The sequence below is a fragment of the Saccharothrix sp. S26 genome (assembly GCF_021390395.1).
Classification (GTDB): Bacteria; Actinomycetota; Actinomycetes; order Mycobacteriales; family Pseudonocardiaceae; genus Actinosynnema.
This window is the reverse complement of the sequence record NZ_JAJUWT010000019.1, coordinates 167,071-181,632: the sequence shown is the minus strand read 5'-3', so window position 1 is coordinate 181,632 and position 14,562 is coordinate 167,071. Positions and strand designations below refer to the sequence as shown.

Annotated in this window: 10 protein-coding genes; 6 read left to right on the top strand and 4 right to left on the bottom strand. The window is 71.2% G+C overall.

All coding sequences use genetic code 11. The annotated features are described in order from the left end of the window. Positions 1–40: 40 nt before the first annotated feature. The 6 genes from LZG04_RS42715 (at position 41) to LZG04_RS28605 (ending at position 7,871) form a co-directional block, all read left to right on the top strand. A complete protein-coding gene (locus LZG04_RS42715; protein WP_233822588.1) occupies positions 41–1,498 on the top strand; it encodes a family 43 glycosylhydrolase in 1,458 nt (485 codons plus the stop codon). 41 nt (positions 1,499–1,539) lie between these two features. Next, positions 1,540–2,922: a glycoside hydrolase family 43 protein gene (locus LZG04_RS28625; protein ID WP_233822586.1), complete on the top strand. Its 1,383-nt coding sequence runs from the start codon at positions 1,540–1,542 to the stop codon at positions 2,920–2,922. 312 nt (positions 2,923–3,234) lie between these two features. After that, positions 3,235–4,500 carry an ABC transporter substrate-binding protein gene (locus LZG04_RS28620; RefSeq protein ID WP_233822584.1) on the top strand — a complete coding sequence of 422 codons (1,266 nt, stop codon included), beginning with the start codon at positions 3,235–3,237 and terminating at the stop codon, positions 4,498–4,500. Continuing rightward, a complete protein-coding gene (locus LZG04_RS28615) occupies positions 4,497–5,456 on the top strand; it encodes a carbohydrate ABC transporter permease (protein ID WP_233822582.1) in 960 nt (319 codons plus the stop codon). Before LZG04_RS28620 ends, LZG04_RS28615 begins: the two co-directional genes overlap by 4 nt. Beyond that, positions 5,453–6,301 carry a carbohydrate ABC transporter permease gene (locus tag LZG04_RS28610; protein WP_233822580.1) on the top strand — a complete coding sequence of 283 codons (849 nt, stop codon included), beginning with the start codon at positions 5,453–5,455 and terminating at the stop codon, positions 6,299–6,301. Before LZG04_RS28615 ends, LZG04_RS28610 begins: the two co-directional genes overlap by 4 nt. A gap of 25 nt (positions 6,302–6,326) precedes the next feature. Further along, on the top strand, positions 6,327–7,871 hold the full coding sequence (locus LZG04_RS28605; RefSeq protein ID WP_233822578.1) for a glycoside hydrolase family 43 protein: 1,545 nt from the start codon (positions 6,327–6,329) through the stop codon (positions 7,869–7,871). Between the two features lie 318 nt (positions 7,872–8,189). Here LZG04_RS28605 and LZG04_RS28600 read toward each other — a convergent pair whose 3' ends face one another. The 4 genes from LZG04_RS28600 to LZG04_RS28585 form a co-directional block, all read right to left on the bottom strand. Beyond that, on the bottom strand, positions 8,190–8,534 hold the full coding sequence (locus LZG04_RS28600; protein WP_233822576.1) for a hypothetical protein: 345 nt from the start codon (positions 8,532–8,534) through the stop codon (positions 8,190–8,192). Positions 8,535–8,614: 80 nt separating this feature from the next. Then, entirely contained in the window at positions 8,615–9,934 is a 1,320-nt protein-coding gene (locus LZG04_RS28595; protein WP_233822574.1) for a ricin-type beta-trefoil lectin domain protein, read from the bottom strand. Positions 9,935–9,969: 35 nt separating this feature from the next. Continuing rightward, a complete protein-coding gene (locus tag LZG04_RS28590) occupies positions 9,970–10,665 on the bottom strand; it encodes a hypothetical protein (protein WP_233822572.1) in 696 nt (231 codons plus the stop codon). A gap of 72 nt (positions 10,666–10,737) precedes the next feature. Then, positions 10,738–14,205 (bottom strand): ThuA domain-containing protein, encoded by a 3,468-nt coding sequence (locus LZG04_RS28585; protein ID WP_233822570.1) that lies wholly within the window; start codon positions 14,203–14,205, stop codon positions 10,738–10,740. Between the last annotated feature and the right edge of the window lie 357 nt (positions 14,206–14,562).

The window sequence follows — 14,562 nt, the reverse complement described above, 5'->3', positions numbered from 1 at the left end:
ACCCGACCAGCCCCACGACCTCGACACCAGGGGGAGCACCGTGCCCGCCTACCTCAGTCCCGTGATCGGCGGACACCACCCGGACGCCAGCGTGTGCCGGGTGGGGGAGGACCACTACCTGGTGTGCTCCAGCTTCGAGTACTTCCCGGCGGTGCCGATCTGCCACAGCCGCGACCTGGTGCGGTGGCGGCAGATCGGCAACGTCCTCGCCCGCCCGGACCAGGTGCGGCTGCCCGCCGACGTGCCCGCGTCCAGGGGCATCCGCACGCCGACGATCCGCCACCACGACGGGCGGTTCCACGTGATCGCGACCAACGCGTCGGCGGGCGGCACGTTCCTGGTCACCGCCGAGCGCCCCACCGGGCCGTGGTCGGACCCGGTGCGGGTCGACCTGCCCGGCGACGCACCCGACCTGGCGTGGGACGACGACGGCGGGTGTTGGTGCGTCACGCCCGCCGGGCAGGTGGCGCGCATCAACCCGACCACGGGCGCGGTGCTGGACGGGCCGTGGCAGGCGTGGCCCGGTGGTCGTGGCCGGGGCACGCCGCGCCTGCACCGCGTCGGCGACTGGTGGTACCTGGTGTCCGCGCACCGGCACGGGCTCGACGTGGCCCGCGCGCGCACGCCCCGCGGACCGTTCGAGCCGGCGCCCGCCGACCTCGGGGGCCCCCCGATCCGCGGCGCGGACCGGGCGGACCTCGTGGACACCCCGGACGGGCAGTGGTGGCTGGTGCTGTCCGGCGCCCGCCCGGACGCCCACGGGACCGGGCCCGAGACCGTCCTGGCGCGCGTGCGGCAGGAGGACGGGTGGCTCGTCGTCGACGGCGACGCGGGCGTGCCGCCGGTGCCCGAGTCGCGCCACCCGTCGCCGCCACCGCGCGAGGACTTCGACGAGTTCACCCTGGACCCGTGCTGGATCTCGCCGCGGGAGCGCCGGCACGGGTCGTGGTCGTTGACCGAACGCCCGGGCTGGCTGACGCTGCGCGCCACCGGGGACACCCTCGACCGCCCCGGCTGCACGTTCTTCGGCCGTCGGCTGCGGGACCGCGACTCGCGCGTGTCGGTGCGGCTCGACCCCGGCACGGCCCGGGCGGGCCTGAGCATCCGGTGCGACGAGGCGCACCACTACGACCTGGAGGTCGTGTCCGGCCGGGTGGACGTGGTCGCGCGGATCGGCCCGGTGCGCCAGGTCGTGGCCAGCCGGACCGTGCACCCCGGGCCGGTCACGCTCACCGTCGTCACCCGCACGGACGACCTCGTGCCGCCGTCGTTCGTGCGGCCGACGGACGAGCCGACGGGTGTCGAGCCCACCGGACCCGACACCATCGCGTTCCACGTCGACGACGACCCCGGACCGCTGGCCGAGCTGAACGGGCGGTACCTGTCGCCGGCGTTCACCGGTGGCCCCGCCGGGAGGGTCGTCGGCATGTACGTCACCCGCGGCGTGGCGGCCTTCGACTGGTTCGACCACCGCGACCGGCTCACGCCCGCCGGGTGAGACCCGTGACCGCCGACCACCATCCCCCCTCGGAGGTTCCCGTGAGAACAACAGTGCCGTTGTCATCGCTCCCGCGGCGCGCCGGCGCGCTGCTCACCGCCGTCTTCTGCGCGCTGGTGCTCGCGCCCGCGGTGGCCAAGGCGGACAACCCGATCGTGCAGCACATCTACACCGCCGACCCGGCCCCGCTGGTCCACAACGGACGGGTGTACCTCTACACCGGGCACGACGAGGACGGCTCGACCTGGTTCACCATGAAGGAGTGGCGGGTCTGGTCCTCCGACGACATGGTGAACTGGACCGACCACGGCTCGCCGCTGAACATCGGCACGTTCGCGTGGGCGAGCAAGGACGCGTGGGCCGGTCAGGCGATCCAGCGCAACGGCAAGTTCTACTGGTACGTGCCGGTGGTCAACCGGGCCACCGGCCGGATGGCGATCGGCGTGGCCGTGGCCGACAGTCCCACCGGCCCGTTCCGCGACGCCATCGGCCGGCCGCTGGTGGAGAACGGCGAGATCGACCCGACCGTCTTCATCGACGACAACGGCCAGGCGTACCTGTACTGGGGCAACCCGAACCTGTGGTACGTGCGGCTCAACGCCGACATGACCTCCTTCTCCGGCAGCCCCACCCAGATCCCGCTGACCACGGCCGGGTTCGGCTCCCGCAGCGGTGACGCGAGCAGGCCGACGCTGTACGAGGAAGGGCCGTGGGTGTACAAGCGCAACGGCCTGTACTACAACGTCTTCGCCGCCAAGTGCTGCTCGGAGTTCATCGCCTACTCCACCGCGCCCAGCCCCACCGGGCCGTGGACCTACCGCGGCACGATCATGCCGACGCAGGGCTCCAGCTTCACCAACCACGCGGGCATCGTGGACTTCAAGGGCAGCTCGTACTTCTTCTACCACAACGGCGCGCTGCCGGGCGGCGGCGGCTTCACCCGCTCCGTGGCGGTGGAGAAGTTCACCTACAACGCCGACGGCACGATCCCGACCATAAACATGACCACGGGCGGTGCGCCGCAGGCCGGCACGCTCAACCCCTACGTGCGCCAGGAGGCCGAGACGATCGCCTGGGGTTCGGGCATCGAGACCGAGCCGTCGTCCGAGGGCGGGATGAACGTCGGCTGGATCGAGAACGGCGACTACGTCAAGGTCAAGGGCGTCGCGTTCGGCACGGGCGCGAGGACGTTCAGCGCGCGGGTCGCGTCGGCCGGGTCCGGTGGCACCGTCGAGGTCCGGGTGGACGGTCCGAACGGTCCGGTGGTGGGGCGCTGCGGCGTGTCCGGCACCGGCGGCTGGCAGAACTGGACCACGGTGTCCTGCGCGGTCAGCGGCGCGACCGGAACGCGGGACCTCTACCTCCGGTTCGCGGGCGGCAGCGGTTACCTGTTCAACGTGAACTGGTGGCAGTTCACGGCGTGACGCGGAGCGGGACGACCTCCGTCGCGGACTTCATTCTCCGAACTTACATAGTTCGCGCTCACAGCGAACCTGGTCGGGGAACCGCCGACGGAGGTCGTCTTCCATGGTTGTCACGAGGTGCCAACGGTTCTTGACGGGTGTTGTGACACAGCTTACTGTCGTGAGCGCTAACAATCGGAGTTGAGGCCGAAAGTTTCGCACCAGCCGGTGCGGCCGGTGCTCGGCCCGGTTGCCGCACAATCGCCGACCCGCGGTGGCCAGCTGTTCGGTGGCGGTGCCTCCTGTTCCTCGCCCAACGTTGGAGATAGCGTCGTGACACTCCGCTTGCCCCTGCTCTGCTCAGCCGTGATCCTGGCCCTGCTCGCTGCCTGCACACCCGGCACGGGCGGCGGCGGGGGAGGGGACGGCAAGTCGTTCGAGTTCTGGTCGTTCTCCGCGATCAACCAGAAGTTGACCGTGGACGCCTACCAGGCCAAGCACCCGGACGTGCAGATCAAGCTGACCGAGGTGGGCACGTCGACCGAGACCGCCCAGTCGCTGACCACGGCGCTGGCCGGCGGCAAGGTGCCGGACCTGGTGCTCATCCAGGGCGACAACCTGCCGCAGTTCGTGGAGCAGCCGCAGAACTTCGTCGACCTGCGGACGCTGGGCGCGGACGACATCAAGGGCGACTACCTCGACTGGGTGTGGAAGCAGAGCGTCGCCAAGGACGGCGAGGTGCTGGGCGTGCCCACCGACGTGGGCGGCATGGCGGTGGCCTACCGGACCGACCTGTTCGCCGCCGCCGGGCTGCCCACCGACCGCGAGGCCGTGAGCGCCCTGTGGCCCACGTGGGACGCGTTCATCGAGACGGGCAAGCGGTACAAGCAGGCCACCGGCAAGGCGTTCACCGACAACGCCGCCACCAGCGTGTTCTACCAGGCGGTCAACCAGGTCTCGGAGAAGTACTACAGCCAGGACCGCAAGCTCGTCTACTCCACCAACCCGCAGGTGAAGGCGGCGTTCGACCTGGGCATCAAGGCCGCCACCTCCGGCATCACCGCCGGGCAGACCTCGTTCGAGACCGCGTGGAGCGCCGGCATGGCGCAGGGCCAGTACGCGGCCGTGTCCGCGCCGTCGTGGATGCTCAACAGCATCCGCAGCACCGCGCCCGACACCAAGGGCAAGTGGGACATCGCCCGCATCCCCGGCGGCTCCGGCAACTGGGGCGGCAGCTACCTCGCCATCCCGAAGCGCGCGAAGAACCCGCAGGCCGCGTGGGAGTACATCAAGGAGATGCAGTCGCCGCAGGGCCAGTTGGAGCACTTCGCCCGGGTCGGCGCGCTGCCGTCGACGCCGTCGGTCTACAAGGACGACAAGCTCACCTCGGCCAAGGACCCGTTCTTCTCCGACGCGCCGACCGGCAAGATCTACACCGACTCGCTGCTCGAGCTGAAGCCGTTCTACATCGGCCCCGACAGCGCGGCCATCGGCCAGGAGTTCCTCAACGCCATCACCAACGTGGAGCAGAGCGGCGGCAACCCGGCCACCGCGTGGGACGACGCCATCCGCAACATCAAGACCGCCATCGGCGAGTGACGACCGTGACCACCACGCTGCTGCCCGCCCCGTCGGCGGCGCTGCCGCCCCCGGCCTCCCCGCGAGGCCGGGGGTGGGGCGAGCGCCTGTCGGCCTACGCCTACATCGCGCCGTTCTTCGTGCTCTTCGCGGTGTTCGGGCTGTTCCCGTTCGCCTTCACGTTCTACGTCGCCCTGTTCGACTGGAACCCGATCGGTGACCAGGTGTTCATCGGGGTGGACAACTTCACCCGCATGTTCGCCGACCCCCGGTTCTGGAACGCGGCCGGCAACACGGTGAGCATCTGGGCGCTGTCCACGGTCCCGCAGCTGCTGCTGGCCCTGGTGCTCGCGCACGTGCTCAACCACGCCCGGCTGCGGGCCGCGCTGTTCTTCCGGATGTCGGTGCTGGTCCCGTACATCACGTCGGTCGCCGCCACCGCGGTCGTGTTCGCGCAGCTGTTCGACCGCGACTACGGCCTGCTCAACTGGCTGCTCGGGCTCGTCGGCGTCGAGCCGATCGACTTCGTCCAGTCCACGTGGGGCAGCCACGTGCTCATCGCCACGATGGTGACCTGGCGGTGGTTCGGCTACACCACCCTGCTCTACCTCGCCTCGCTGCAAGCGGTGCCGCGCTCGGTGTTCGAGGCGGCGGCCATCGACGGCGCGGGGCCGTGGCAGCTCTTCCGCCACATCACCGTCCCGGCGCTGCGGCCAGTGATCATCTTCACCGTGGTCACCTCGACCATCGGCGGCTTGCAGATCTTCACCGAGCCGCTGCTGATCGCCACCGGCGCGCCGCTGACCTGCGGCGCGGTGCGGCAGTGCCAGACGCTGACGCTGTTCCTCTACGAGCAGGGCTTCGGGCAGTTCGAGTTCGGCTACGGCTCGGCGATCGGCGTGGCGCTGTTCGTCATGGTCGTGGCGATCGCGGCGGTCAACTACCTGCTGTCCACCCGGATCAAGGCGGACCGATGACGAGCACCGCGCCGCGCCGCCGGCACCTCGGACGGGTCCGGTGGTGGACCTACCTGCTGCTCGGGCTCGCCGCCGCGATCTGCCTGTTCCCGCTGTACTGGATGTTCATCGTCGCCACCACCGACACGGCGACCGCGACGAAGATGCCGCCGGAGGTCGTGCCGGGCGGCAACTTCTTCCACCTGGCCGGCCTGGTGCTGGAGACCGTGCCGTTCGTGCAGGCGTTGCTCAACAGCCTGTTCGTGGCCACGGCCATCGGGGTCGGCCAGGCGGTGCTGTGCGCGTTGGCCGGGTTCGCCTTCGCCAAGCTGCGCTTCCCCGGCCGCAACACCCTGTTCCTGATCGTCGTGCTGACGATGACCGTGCCGACCCAGCTCTCCGTGATCCCGCAGTACCTGATCATGTCGGAGCTGGGCTGGGTGGACACCCTGCAAGCCCTGATCGTGCCGGGCCTGGCGAGCGCGTTCGGGATCTTCTGGATGCGCCAGCACATCTCCGCCACGATCAGCGACGAGCTGCTCCAGGCCGCCCGGATCGACGGTGCCGGCACGTGGCAGGTGTTCTGGCGCATCGCGTTCCCGATCGTGCGGCCGGCGGCGTTCGTGCTGGGCCTGTTCGGGTTCGTCACCGCGTGGAACGACTTCCTGTGGCCGTTCATCGTGCTCAAGTCGCCCGAGCGCTACACCGCGCAGATCGCGATCAAGGCGTTGCAGAACAGCTACGACGTCGACCTCGGCCTGGCCATGTCCGGCTCGTTCCTGGCGACCATCCCGCTGGTCGTGCTGTTCGTCCTGGTCGGGCGGCGCATGGTCGCGGGCATCCTGGACGGCGCGTTCAAGGGCTGACGGCCCCCGCAGAACAAGGAAAACGATGACTTCACCGAAGTCCGAGGCGGACTTCTACGACAACCCCGTGATCCCCGGATTCCACCCCGACCCCAGCGTGTGCCGGGTGGGGGAGGACTACTACCTGGTGTGCTCCAGCTTCGAGTACTTCCCGGGCGTGCCGCTGTTCCACAGCCGTGACCTCGCGCACTGGCGGCAGATCGGCAACGTCCTGGACCGGCCGTCCCAGCTGCCGCTGCCGGCCGACGCGATGGCGTCCGACGGCATCTACGCGCCGACGATCCGCCACCACGACGGCCGCTTCTGGATGATCACCACGAACGTCTCGCACGGCGGCAACTTCATCGTCACCGCCGAACGCCCCGAGGGGCCGTGGTCGGACCCGGTGTGGATCGACCTGCCCGGTATCGACCCCGACCTGGCGTGGGACTCCGAAGGCAACTGCTGGTGCGCCTTCGCGGGCGCGCACGGGCCCGACTTCTCCGGCGTGCAGATCGCCCGCATCGACCCCGAGGCGGGCAAGGTGCTGGAAGGGCCGACCCCCGCCTGGGCGGGCACCGGGTTGCAGTGGCCGGAAGCGCCGCACCTGTACCGCGTCGGCGAGTGGTGGTACCTGATGATCGCCGAGGGTGGCACCGAACGCGGCCACACCGTGGCGATGGCGCGGTCCCGTTCGCCGAGGGGGCCGTGGGAGGGCGCGCCGGGCAACCCGATCCTGTCGCACCGCAGCACGAACCACCCGATCCAGAGCACCGGCCACGCCGACCTCGTCACCACCCCGGACGGCCGGTGGTGGATGGTGCTGCTGGCCACGCGTCCCGTCGGGTACAGCCCCAAGTTCCACGTCCTCGGCCGGGAGACGTTCCTGACGCCGGTGGACTGGGAGTCGGACTGGCCGCGCGTCGGTCCCGTCAAGCTGCGGGAACGCGTGCCGGTCGCGGTGACGCGGGCGGAGGCGGAACCGGGGCGGGACGACTTCGACGGGCCCGCGCTCGACCCCCGGTGGATCTCGCCGCGGTCGCGCCCGGAGGGCACGTGGTCGCTGGAGCAGCGGCCGGGGTGGCTCGCGCTGCACGCCACCGGCTCGACGCTGGACAGGCCGGGCTGCACGTTCCTCGGCCGGCGGCAGCAGCACACCGCGAGCCGGACCGCCGTCCTGCTGGACCACGCCGCCGGCCGCGCCGGCCTGTCGGTGCGCTTGGACGAGGGCCACCACTACGACCTGGAGGTGGCCGACGGCCAGGCCCAGGTGATCGCCCGCATCGGTCCGTTGCGCCAAACGGTGGCCACCCGCGCCGTGCCGCAGGGCCCGGTGACGCTCACGGTGACCACCCGCCCGTCCCGCCGGTGGCCTGCGGCGGAGGAACCGTCGGGCCTGCACGTCGCCGCACCGGACTACGTGGCGTTCCACGTCGGCGACGACCCGGAACCACTGGCGGAACTGGACGGCAGGTACCTGTCCACGGAAGTCGCCACCGGCTTCACGGGCCGCGTGATCGGCATGTACGTCACCGAGGGCACCGCCTGGTTCGACTGGTTCGACCACGGTCCGCTCGAGGAGCTGGAGTAACGACCCCCGTGCCGGCGGTGTCCCGACCACGAGGGGTGACCGGGACACCGCTCGGCGCTGCGGCCACTGCGGATCGCCGCAGGGCTGTCGCGCGCGGCCGGCTGCCGGATCGCGGCGGAGCTCGACCGCTGAGGGAACCGGGCCGAACCTGCCGCGCAGGGAACTACCTCGGGATCGCCGCGGCTGTCCCACGCGGCCCGCCACCGGAAATCCCGCCGGAAACCGCCGCCACGACTGCGACACGAACCCGACCGGGGCTTCCGCACCGGGACCGCCCTGGGGATCCGCATGCCAGGGGCCCGCATCGAGCGCTGCCGCCTACCTGCCGCCGCCGCGCGCCTGCTGCCTGTCGCGCGCCTGCTGCCACCGCCACCACCCGCTGCCCAGCGCCGCCTGCTGCACGTCGCCTGCCTGCCACCCGCCGCTTGCCCACCACTCGCCGCTTGCCCACCACCCGCCGCCTGCCTGCGGCCCGCGGGCTGCCGTCGCCTGCCTGCCGCTTGCCGCCTGCCTATCGCGCGCCTGCTGCCTACCCGCCGCCCGCCTGCCTGCTGCCGCCTGCCGTGCCACCCGCCGCCCGTGCCACCCGCCGCCCGTGCCACCCGCCGCCTGCTGCCGCCTGCCGCCTGCCGCCCGCCTGCGCCCCCTGCCGGAGGACTTCATCGAGCGCTCCCGCTCAGGGCCCGCTGCCAGAACCGCCGCCGGGCTGCCGCGAAGCAGTCCGGCGGCGGTCGGGGGGTGGGCTAAGCCCTGGCCCAGCGCTGGTTGGCGCCGGTGTGGCAGGTCCAGACGATCACGGCCGTGCCGTTGGCCGTGCTCGCGCCGTTCACATCCAGGCACAGTCCGTTCTGGGCGTTGCTGATCGTGCCGTTGTCGTTGAGGTTCCACTGCTGGTTCGTGCCGCCGGTGCAGGACTGGATCCGGACCGCGGTGCCGGCGGTGGCGTTGGCCGGCACGTCGAGGCACTTGCCCAGCACCTGCAGGGCCTTGTTGTTCTGGGTGAACTGCTGGTTCGTGCCGCCGCCGCAGTCCCAGATGATCATCGCCGTGCCGTTGGCCGAGTTCGCGCCGTTGACGTCCAGGCACCGGCCGCTGGCCTCGCCGCGCAGCCGGAACGTCGTCGGGACCGGAGGCTGCTCGCCGGTGAAGAACTTCCACACCTCGCCCTTGACCCAGCTGCGCGCACCGGACTCGCAGCCGCGGCACCCGTCCACCGGACCCTGCTGGTGCCCGCCGTCGAACGGGGCCCACACGACCGGGTACCCGGCCCGGCACCCCGTGTACGCGGTGGTGATGTGGGTGGCGCTGCCCGCGGTCGGCTCGGGCGGGTTCTGGGCCGTGCAGCCGTTGTTGCGGACCCACCTGTCGCGCTGGGCGCGGCCACTGCCGATGTTGTCGCCGATGCCGTGGATGCCCATGTAGGCCACGGGTGCGGTGCCGCCCGCGCAGCCGCTGATCTCACCGGGCGAGGCGATGGCGGCGATGGCGCGGAACATCGTCGGACGGGAGCACGCGAGCGAGATGCTCATCGCGCCGCCGTAGCTGAAGCCGAGCGCGAAGCGCTGCGTGGTGTCGACGCAGAGGTCGTCCTCGATCCGCTTCATCATGGCGTCGACGAAAGCGACGTCCTCGCCGCCGGAGTTGCCCCAGCCGTTGTTGAGGCCCTGGGGCGCGACGAAGATCGCGGTGTTGTTCGCCAGCCGGCGCAACCCATAGTGGGCGTAGACGTCCCCGTCGCTGCCGCCGCCGGCGACCTGCTCCATGGTGCCGCCCAGCCAGTGGAACCCGAAGACCAACCGGTGCTGGTAGGTGTTGTTGTAGTTGTCGGGGATGCTCAGGATGAAGCTGCGGTTCTTGCCGCCGCTCTGGATGGTGTGCGTGCCGCTGCGCAAGGTCGGCGCCTTGCCGCAGCCCGCGGTCGCGGCGGCGGTGGTGACGGTGTCCGGTGGCGCCGGCGCGGCGGTCGCGGACGCGGTGGTCGTGGCCGTCACGCCGGCCAGGAGCAGCGCGGCCGCGGCGGCCGTCGACGCCCACCGGCGGTGTGCGCGGTTGTCCTTCGTCACGGGTGTGCTCCCGTTCTCGGTGTGGTTGTGCTCGGTCATCGATGGCCTTCCGGCGCGGTGTCGGCCGGGATCGTCCCGGCGGACGGCCCGGACGGCAGGTGCACGTGCACGTGCCCCTTGCCCGCGCCGATGCTGATCACGTCCAACTGGAGCGCGGCGACCGACCAGGCGCGCAGCGCCAGCGTGCGCTGCGCGCCGGCCAGGACCAGCAGGTCGCGCGACAGCGGCTCGGGCGCGCCGACGGCGGCGGCGAAACCGTCCACCGCGGCGGCCAACTGCCCGACGGCCGTGCGCAGCCCGGTGCGGGCGACGTTCACGCCGTTGCCCGCGGACGGCGTCTCCTCGTACCGCCGCACCTCCGCGGCCACCACGTCACGCCACCCGCGCACGTCGTCCATCGTCGGTGCGGCGGCCGGCGCGGAGTCGTCGAGCGGGGACGCCTTGGCCATGGCCTCCAGCACCGGGGTCAAGCGCTCCCGGCCGCCCCTGGCCAGCTCGATCAACGCCCCGACCTGCTCGACGTCGCGCCGCGCCTCCTCGTCCTGCAACTCGGCGATCCGGCGCTGCGTCGCATCCGGCCCGGTGGTCCACGACCCGGACACGAACGCCACGGCGAACCCGAGCGCGAACGCGGTGACCAGCGCGGTGATCGAACCCCAGAGGGGTCGTGCCGCGACGCGGCCGGCGGGCTTGCCCGACCGTGCCCGCCCGACCGGCGTGGTCCTGCCCATGACGCTCCTCCTCGGCACGCGGTGGGACGGTCCGCGGCCCCGGCACGCGCCGGGGCCGCGGACCACTGGGGGTCAGGACAGCGTCCACCGCTGGTTGGTGCCGCCGTTGCAGGTCCAGATGATCAACTGGGTGCCGTCGGCCGAGCTGCCGCCGTTGGCGTCCAGGCACTTGCCGCCGTTGCGGATCGTGCCGTCCGACTGCACCGACCAGTTCTGGGCGGACGAGCCGTTGCAGCTCCACAGTTGCGCGAGCGCGCCGTCCGCGGTGCCGTTGACGTTGAGGCACTTGCCCAGGGCCTGGAGCGTCTGCCCGGTGCGCGTCCACGTCTGGTTGGCCCCGCCGTTGCACGTCCACAGCTGGACCTTCGCGCCGTCGGCGGTGCTGCTGCCGTTGACGTCGACGCACTTGCCGCCGATGCCGACGATCCGGTTCGTGCCGCCACCCGTCCCCGGCGTGCCGACCCCGTTGCCGATGAACGTCAGGGAGTCGACGTCGAAGGAGTTGGTCGACCCGGTCTTGAACACCAGGAACAGCTCGGTGGTGCCACCGGGGTTGGTGACGTTGACCGCGGGTGTGCCCGCGTAGTTGTCCCAGCCGCCGGTGCTCGGCACCGGGACCGTGGCGATCAGCGCACCCGTCGGCGAGCCGGCGCGCAGCTCGACCGACCCGCCGCCGCTCGGCGACGACAGCCGCAGCGAGACCTGGTTGACGCCGGTCAGGTTGTACGGCGTGAACGAGATCCAGTCGTTGTTGCTGATGTCACCCACCCGGCCGCCGGACTCGGCGCCGGCCTGCGCCACGACCCGCACCCCGGACGAGCCGGTGAAGTACTCGGCCTGCTTGCGCTTGGGCTGGAGCAGCACCTTGCGGCTGCCCTCCAGCGCCGGCACGCCGGTCGCGCCGTTGTCGGTGTACTTGCTCGCCGCCACCCAGAACGAGTTCAGCTCGGCGTGCGCGGTGTCGGTCTCCGCCTTGAGCGTGCCCGAGCAGCCGGGGATCGGCGCGAGGTCGTGCCCGTGCTGGTCGTGACCCAGCGCCGGGGTGGTGGTCACCCGGGCGCAGTCGATCGCGCTGTCCTCGGGATCGGTGACCGTGACCGTGTACGGGATCGTGTCGCCCCAGCCGAACACACCGCCGTCGGGGATGCTCAAGTTCACCGTGGGCGCGGTGTTGCCCGAGGTCACGACCACGCTGGTGACACCCGACTTCCCGCCCACGTCGGTGACGGTCAGCTTGGCGTTGAACTGCCCCCGGCCGGTGTAGGTGTGCATGGGGTTGGCCTCGGTCGACGTGGTGCCGTCACCGAACTCCCACCGGTAGGTCACCGGCCCGCCCTCCGGGTCGCCGGAGCCCGCGCTGGAGAACCGGACCGTCAGCGGCGAGGAACCCGAGGTGGGCGTGCCGGTGGCGGTCGCGACGGGACTGCGGTCGCCGCTCTTGTAGTCGATGCGGTAGAGCCCGGAGTCCGGGTTGTCCCGCCCGTACCCGGAGCCCCACTCCAGCAGGTACATCGCGCCGTCCGGGCCGAACTTCATGTCCAGCGGCGACTTGAAGCTCAGGTTCGGCAGGAAGTCGTTGATCTTCAACAGCTTCCCGTCCTGGCCGACGCGGAACTCCCACATCCGGTTGCGCGACCACTCGCCGAAGAACGGCGTCTGGTCGAAGTAGGCCGGGAACTTGGTGGGGGAGGGGTTGTTCGGGTCGTACTGGTAGATCGGGAACGCGCCGGGCGCCTCGCCGCCGGAAGGGCTGCCCATCTCCGGGAACTTGTTGCCGTTCGCGCCGTTGCCGTACCAGACCTCGGCCTTGCGCGCGGCCGGCAGGTCGGTCAGGCCGGTGTTGTTGGGCGAGTTGTTCACCGGGCGGTCGCAGTTGAACTTCGCGCCCGACTGGCCGGTGGCGAAGTTGTAGTCGTTGAACGGGATGTTGTCGCCGATGCAGTACGGCCAGCCGTAGAAGCCGGGCGAGGTGATGACGTTCCACTCCACGATCCCGCCGGGACCGCGGTTGGCGTTGTCGTTGGCGGCGTCCGGGCCGTAGTCGGCCGCGTAGATCGTGCCCGTGGTCGGGTGCACGGAGAACCGGAACGGGTTGCGGAAGCCCATCGCGTAGATCTCGGGCCTGGTCTTGGCCGTGCCCGGCGCGAACATGTTGCCCGCCGGGATCGTGTAGGTCCCGTTGGCCTCCGGGTGGATGCGCAGGATCTTGCCCCGCAGGTCGTTGGTGTTGGCCGCGGTGGCCTGGACGTCGTTGTTCGACCAGCCCGGTCGCTCGTCGATCGGCGCGTAGCCGTCGGAGCGGTGCGGCTGCACGTCGTCGCCGGTGCCGATGTAGAGGTTGCCGTTCGGCCCGAACGCGATGTAGCCGCCCGTGTGGCCGGGCTCCGGCGCCTGCCGCGACGACGGCACCTTCATCAGGATCCGCTCGCTGGCCAGGTCGAGCGCGTCACCGACCACGGTGAACCGGGAAACCCGCGCGATGTCCTCGCCGCCGCCTGCGGGCGAGTACATCAGGTAGATCCACTTCGTGGTGGCGAAGTTCGGGTCCAGCGCGAGGCCGGTCAGGCCGTCCTCACCGCCGGTGTAGACGCTCAGCGTGGCCGCGGTGACGGTGGTGCGGGTGTCGGGCTTGTAGACCTTCACCTTGCCGCCGTACTCGGCGTAGAACACGCGGCCGTCCTTGGCCACGTCCAGCTCCGCCGGGCCGACGGTGTTATCGTCCAGCGCCACCTTCTCGAAGCTGCTCCACACCGTGGGGCCGCAGTCGGCCTGCACCTTGCCGCCCGCCGACTCCACGCCGCCCTTGACGTGCTCGCGGAACAGCGGCTCGGAGTAGCTGGACGCCTGGTGGCCCATGGCGGTGGCCCACAGCCGGCCGCCCTCGAAGTTGCGGCACCACGAGATCGGGTGGTCGTAGCCCATCCGGCTCGTGCCGGGGTCGTACGTCGTCTCGTCGGCGGTGACCAGCACGTGCGCGTTGCCGCGGACCGAGCGGGTGAAGTTGTACCACTCCTCGGTGCGCGTCCAGCGGTCCGGCAGCGCCGCGCCGGACGGGTGCTTGCGGTCGGCGACCTTGGCGGTGCCGGACACCGTGGCCGAGTGCTGGGTCATGGTCGCGCCGAGCATCTGGTCCCACCACGGGAACTGCTGCTCGATGTTCATGTCCGTCGCGTTGTGGATCGCGACGAACCCGCCGCCGCCGCGCATGTACTTCTGCGCCGCGGCGCGCTGGGCGTCGTTGTCCCACACCATGCCCGACGTCTGGAGCATGACGACCACGTCGAACGTGGCGAGCGAGGCGTCGTTGAAGATCGACGAGTCCTCGCTGCGCGTCAGCTCCCACTCGTTCTGGGCGGCCAACTGCTCGAACATCGTGATGCCGGCGGGAATCGAGTCGTGTCGGTAGGCCCCGGCGGCGGTCTTGCTGAACAGCAGCACGTGGAACCCTTCGGGGTGCGCGGGTGCCGGCGCGGCGGCCAGCCCCATCAGCACCAGCGCGCAACCTGCTGTCGCAAGCAGGCGCGCGAACCTGTGTCGCATTGCCACTCCTCTGGGGCACTGGAACGACGACGGATCGGATTACGCGGCGGCGGTGTGCACAGCAGGCGCAGGGTCGGACTCATCCTCCGGTGCCGGAGCGGCTCGGTGAGTCGGACACGGTGGACTGCCGCGCCGGGGCGGAACGAGGGCGGATGCAGGTCGAACCGGCGCGGCGCACGGCACCGCGCCGGTTCGGTTTCGGATTCCAGTCAGCCTGTGGCGGTCCTGGAGCTCGACCGCTGAGGACGCACGACCGGTGCGATGGCGCCCTGCGCACCCGGTGTAGTACAGCGAAGCGCAACTTCGCTGAGATTTGTAGCACACATCCGAGCGATGAGTCCAGACGCGACGAAGCCG

What these genes read in the sequence shown, in the direction of transcription:
- LZG04_RS28610 (WP_233822580.1), top strand. Translation starts at nt 5,453, where the DNA reads ATGACGAGCACCGCGCCGCGCCGCCGGCACCTCGGACGGGTCCGGTGG.
- LZG04_RS28605 (WP_233822578.1), top strand. Translation starts at nt 6,327, where the DNA reads ATGACTTCACCGAAGTCCGAGGCGGACTTCTACGACAACCCCGTGATC.
- LZG04_RS28600 (WP_233822576.1), bottom strand. Translation starts at nt 8,534, where the DNA reads ATGAAGTCCTCCGGCAGGGGGCGCAGGCGGGCGGCAGGCGGCAGGCGG.
- LZG04_RS28590 (WP_233822572.1), bottom strand. Translation starts at nt 10,665, where the DNA reads ATGGGCAGGACCACGCCGGTCGGGCGGGCACGGTCGGGCAAGCCCGCC.
- LZG04_RS28585 (WP_233822570.1), bottom strand. Translation starts at nt 14,205, where the DNA reads ATGCGACACAGGTTCGCGCGCCTGCTTGCGACAGCAGGTTGCGCGCTG.